The following is a 5,313-nucleotide window of genomic DNA, read 5'->3' as shown; positions in this document are numbered from 1 at the left end:
CGCCCCCCGCGCGCCCCCCCCCACACCCGGGGGCCCCCCCCCCCGGGGTAGAGCGCCAGAGACGCTCGGACGGCACGGGCCGGTGTTGGAGCACCGGCCCGCGCCTGAACCACCCACCTGACATGACCAGGAGGGCGATCTGTGATGGATCGTATCGGTGCGCCTGCGGGCGCGATGACATGGGCGGACACCGCCACGGAGGGCGCGGCCGAGGGCGCGATGCGGCGGGCGCGGGAGGCGGCCGAGGCCGCTGAGCGGGCGCGGCGGGCGGCCGAGGCGCTGCGGTCGGGCGGTGCCCGATGAAGCCGCAGACGCGTACGGAGACGGTGACCCGGCAGGGCCGGGCCCACACGGTGGTGCGGCCGGCGGAACAGCCGGCTGTTCCGCGGGACTGGGATCTGATGCTGCTGCGCGGTGAGCTGGCGCTCGCCGGGCTGCTGTCCCTGGTGACCGTCGTGTGGTCCACGTACTCGATCGGTGACCTGCTGGGCGGCTCGTGGGCCGCGTACGGCGGCGCGATCACATTCGATGTGGCGTGGCTGGCGGTGCAGGGAATGGAGTGGCTGGCCCGCTACCAGCCCGACCGGCGCGGCCGGGCCCGGAGGGTGGGCCTGGCGCTGCTGGCGGTGTCCGTCGGTGCCATCACCTACCACGGCCATCTGCATGGGGCGCTGGCACAAGGCGCGTTTGGTGCCGGGATCGCGCTGGGCGCCAAGCTGCTGTGGAGCACGGTGCTGTCGCATCTGGTCTGTGAGCTGGACCCGGACACGCAGGCCTGGGTGGACGCGGAGCACCGCGAGGCGCACGCGATGCTGGCGACCGCGACCGTGCACCGGACCTCGGAGCGGGCGCGTGGGCAGGCTGCAGCGCACCGCCGCGCGGTCGAGGTGCAGTACGGCGTCAGCCTCGACGAGCACCAGGTGCAGCGCGTCGACGAGCACCAGGTGCTCGACGTCGAGCCGGAGCCGGAGCCGTGGACGGTTCGGGAGGACGCGGTCAACCGCGCGGTCGTCGACCAGATCCGGGCACGGGCGATCGCGTCCACCTACGGCACCGCCGGGCGCGAGTGGCGCTCGGCCATGGACCAGGCGAACCGCTCGATGATGGCGGCCGTGGACGCGGGCGCCAGCACGGCCACGGTGCTGGAGCAGGTGGAGCGGCACCGCAGCGCCCGCCGGATCTCTGGGGACTCCCCGCGGATGGGCGGATACCCGCAGGCCACAGACGCGGAGACGCCCCCGCCCGTCCGCCCGGTCTCCGGGAACCCCCCGGCGGAGGACGCCGGGCCGGAGGACGACGAGGAGCGGGTGCCCGCGCAGCGTCCGCCCTCGGCCCGCACCCTCACCCACGGGCTGGCACGGGCCGGGATGAGCCCCGAGGCCGTCCGGCAGACCCTGGGCGCGATGGGCATGCAGGTCTCGCCCGCGACCGTCGACCGGTACGTCAGGGAGGCGCGGCAGCAGCCGCAGGCGGCTCCGGCCGCCGAGCCGGAGCAGGGGTGGTACCCGTGACCGGGCCGGAGCCGCAGCGCGGCTACACCGCCTGGGAGACCGCCCAGCTCGCCCTCCTCGTGGGGCGGCTGGCCGCCAAGGGTCACCCAACCCGGGGCATCGACCGGCAGATCGAGGCCGTCAAGGCCCGTGCGGTTGAGCGGGAGGCGCGGCAGGACGCGGAGCGCGAGGAGCGCGCCGCACAGCGCAGGAAGTGACCGACCGGCCGGGCGCCCGCGGGCGCCCGGCCCTTGCTCGGGAGGCCCGATGGCACGCGGCACCGTGACCCCGGCACAGCTCCAGCGGCTGAGCGGACCTGTGGCCGGCCAACTGCTGCTGTGGGACCGAGGGTTGGCGGACACATCACCCAACACCGGCAATACCAGGACAAACAAAACCGGCCCGGCGGACTCTTCCAGCGCCACCCCGGATTCTCGGGTGCCGCCTGTCAGTCCCACCAGCCACGATCGGTAGCAGCGCCCACACAAGGGATCTCACCCGCCCGGCAGGCCAGCGTCCTGGCAGACCACCTGCCGGGCGGGGGTGATCCCCAGACACGGAGCACCAGGGAGCACCACATGAGCATCTACCACCAGGCAGCAGCCGAATCCGGCACCGACCACACCGGCCACCAAACCGGCTTGATCCACGACGCTGTCGCCCTCACCCACGGGCACTGGATGCCCGTGCTCGTGGGCGGCGCGGTCGTCGTGGGCGCGCTGTACGGCATCGGCACCCGCCATCGCGAGGAGAAGGGCAAGCCCGCCGCCAAGGGCAGCCCCGCCAACGCCTTCATTGAGGACACCTTCGAGGGGCTGGCCGTGGTCACCAAGCGCGTCTGCACCCTGTGCTGGCGGTTCCTCACCGGCAAGGAGATGCGCGGCAAGGCGCGCACCAACGCCTCGTTCTGGCGCCCCGGCACCGTGAGCACCGACCCGCTGTCCACGGCCGAGCTGGGCGCCATCGCGCTGCCCGCCGCGGACGCGACCGCCGGCCCCGCCATCGACTGGGACCGGCTAAGCAAGCGGCTGTCGGACATGGCCCGGATGCCGCCGTGGGTCGCGCGGGCGGTCGCGGCCGCGGGCCGGGGTCTGAGCGCCACATGGGCCGCTGTGCGGACCGTGGGCCGGGGGCTGGGCCGCTGGCACCACTGGCGCTACGCCGGGCGCTCAGCGGCCCGCGTGGGCGGGCTGACCACGGCGGCCGGGCTGATCCTGGAACCCGCCTGGACGATCCTCGCGCTCGCGGCCGCGGTGCCGGTCACCCTCGTCACGGCCGGAGCCTGGGGCAAGGGCTACCAGGCCACGGACGCGGAGACCTACGGCCCGGGTCTGTGGGCCTCCCTCACGCAGGTGCTGCGCCTGGGCCAGGAGGACCAGGAGCGCGGGCAGGACTACTGGCTGAGCATCCCGGACGACCTGAGCGCGGAGAGCGCGCGGATCACCATCCGGGTCCCCCTGCACTGGTCCGGCACCGAGGGCGAGCGCAGCCTCATGGCGCAGGCGATCCAGGCCAAGGTGCCCGGTGAGTGGGTCGCCAGCTACCACCTCGCGGGCCGCTCCCCTTACGCACAGTGGTCGCCGAAGCCCGCACCCCGCCCAATGCCCCAGCTGCCCACCCAAGTTGCATGGAAGTCGTCCGGCACGGCCCATAAAGTCTACGTGGGCAAGACGATCGAGGGTTATGAAATCGTCGATCAATTTGTTTTCACGCAAACCGCGACTCCCCATTGGGGCGTGGCCGGTGACACCGGATCGGGTAAATCCACGGTCCTCTACATGGCCGTTGTCCATGCTAGGCAGCACGGAGGGCTCGTAGACATCCTCGACACCAAGGTGAATTCCATGGCCGAGGCATTCGGACAGTCGGGCGTTCGCATCCACACCACCACCCGCGCATGCATCGGCGCCTTCGCGGAATTCCTGGTGTCCATCCTCGCCGCCGAGCAGGCCGTTCAGGAAGGCGCAGACCCGAAACTGCGCGACGAACTGACGCCACGCACGCTCGTGGTGGACGAACTCCCGACGCTGATCCGGTTCGCCTACACCTGGTGGAAGCACGGCATCAAGCAGAAGGGCGCCCCGCCGTTTATCGACTGGTTCACCATCATCCTCATGATGGGCCGTTCCTCGAATCACCGCGTGGTGGTCGGCAGCCAGCAATTCGACAATGCACTGTTCGGCGGGACGATCGGACGCAAGCAGATCGGCACCAAGATTGTGGTAGGCAAGCAGGATATGGTCTCGTGGGGAGTGGCATTCGGACAGAACGCGCCGCGCCTCTCCTACGACACGGAAATCCCCGGCCGCGGAGCCTACGCGGATAAGCGCATGGACCCCGAGGGCGGAGATTACGCGTACGTCCGGGAATTCCAGCCCGCGTACATCACCCCGGAAGTCCGCGAATTGCTGGCAGCGTGCGAAAAGGCGCCCCAATGGTTCGATGACGGGGAAATGGCACCCTGGATCACCCCCGAGGCCCTGGCCGAGGCACAGGAGACCGCAGCCACCACCGAGTTCATGCCCGGCGGGGACTTCGCACCCAAGGTCCCCACGGTTGTCCCGGGCCACGCCAGCACGGGGGTCGGGGTGCCCAGCCCCAGGTCAGAGCCGGGACACGGTGCCTCCGGGACGGCCGAGGGGACAGCGGCCGGGACAGCCGGAGCATCGGCCGGCCTTGCCGCCGAGGTGGCCGAGGACCAGGCGCTGCCGGAGACCTACAGCCTGCGTGAGCACTGCGAGCGCGGCACCCTCCCGTGGGGCTACGAGACCGCCCGCAAGTACCTGCTCCAGCGTTCCGAGAAGCGCGGGATCACCGTTCCCGAAGGCATCAGTGACGGAAAGGTCACCTACTACACCGAGGATGAGCTAAGGGAATGGCTCTGGGAATGGAAAGACAAGACACCCGCGTAACCTGCTGATTTGCACAACGACGGCCCCGGGCTCTACAGTCCGGGGCCGTCGGCATTCCTACCCGAAAGGAAGCGTGAATGTACCTCTCAGACAGCTACCGCCCGCCCTCCTGTGAGGACTGCGGCGGAAGCCGATGCAGCCTATGCGGAAAGCATTACTGCTGCGATGAATGCCCCAACTGCGGAGGCGGCTGCATCTGTGATTGCAACTGCCCCACCCTGCGAGAGGATGACGGAATCTGGTAACCAAATCAAAGCGGCCGGATAAGCCTTTCCATAAGCCCGTAATAATCGTCTTGATAAACTCGTCTGCACGCTGGCAATTCGGGGCGACGGGCATTAGACCAGGTAATTCGGTCAGAGAAATTGCGGGCGGCCCCCTCGAAGGGTCGCCCGCAGTGCGTTTGCCCAGGTCAGCGGGCTGCGAACGCTCAAGAGGCCCAGAGCGGCCAGCCGGTGACCACCCCTCAGAGAGGGTGTGGCCACGATCCACCAACCGTACATGCTGCATCAGGTGTCGATGCCCCCACGTAGCGATCTGTACCCATCTCAGAGCCTCTGACGAGCCGTCTGGACTCATCCCCCCGAGAAGGGGTGAGAAGCCGTCAGCAAGGCATACAGAGCCGCAGCGTGGGGGTGTGGGGTGGCCCAGACTCTATCTAGACTACGTTTTGATGCACACCACCACGGGCAGTCGCAAAGAAGAGCCGCCCGGCCACCCCTCCCCGTAGCCAGCCGCCCGCGTAGCGGGCCCCCAGGGAGGGAGCGAAGCGGACGACCGAACTGGCCAAAGGCCAGTCCTCCCCGCCCGGCCATCGGCCGGGGCTCGGCGCAGCCGAGCAAGTCACCGCGAAGCAGTGACACACCGTCACGAAGTGACGGTCACTGCCAGAGCGCGCAGCGCTCTGAGAC

Annotated in this window: 4 protein-coding genes; all 4 read left to right on the top strand. The window is 70.1% G+C overall.

All coding sequences use genetic code 11. The features are described 5' to 3' along the window. Nucleotides 1-144: 144 nt before the first annotated feature. The 4 genes from ACFVJQ_RS44780 (at nt 145) to ACFVJQ_RS44765 (ending at nt 4,402) form a co-directional block, all read left to right on the top strand. Nucleotides 145-303, top strand: a complete 159-nt coding sequence (locus ACFVJQ_RS44780; protein WP_375847191.1) for a hypothetical protein — start codon at nt 145-147, stop codon at nt 301-303. Continuing rightward, nucleotides 300-1,511: a hypothetical protein gene (locus ACFVJQ_RS44775; protein ID WP_375852390.1), complete on the top strand. Its 1,212-nt coding sequence runs from the start codon at nt 300-302 to the stop codon at nt 1,509-1,511. The genes ACFVJQ_RS44780 and ACFVJQ_RS44775 overlap by 4 nt, the downstream gene beginning before the upstream one ends. Then, on the top strand, nt 1,508-1,708 hold the full coding sequence (locus tag ACFVJQ_RS44770) for a hypothetical protein (RefSeq protein ID WP_375847193.1): 201 nt from the start codon (nt 1,508-1,510) through the stop codon (nt 1,706-1,708). Before ACFVJQ_RS44775 ends, ACFVJQ_RS44770 begins: the two co-directional genes overlap by 4 nt. Nucleotides 1,709-2,068: 360 nt before the next feature. Next, on the top strand, nt 2,069-4,402 hold the full coding sequence (locus ACFVJQ_RS44765; protein ID WP_375847194.1) for a type IV secretory system conjugative DNA transfer family protein: 2,334 nt from the start codon (nt 2,069-2,071) through the stop codon (nt 4,400-4,402). Nucleotides 4,403-5,313 lie beyond the last annotated feature (911 nt).

The organism is Streptomyces sp. NPDC127197 (assembly GCF_042672405.1).
GTDB classification, from domain to species: domain Bacteria; phylum Actinomycetota; class Actinomycetes; order Streptomycetales; family Streptomycetaceae; genus Streptomyces; species Streptomyces flavusporus.
Note: the sequence above shows the minus strand (reverse complement) of the source record. Positions and strands in the feature narration are given on the sequence as shown.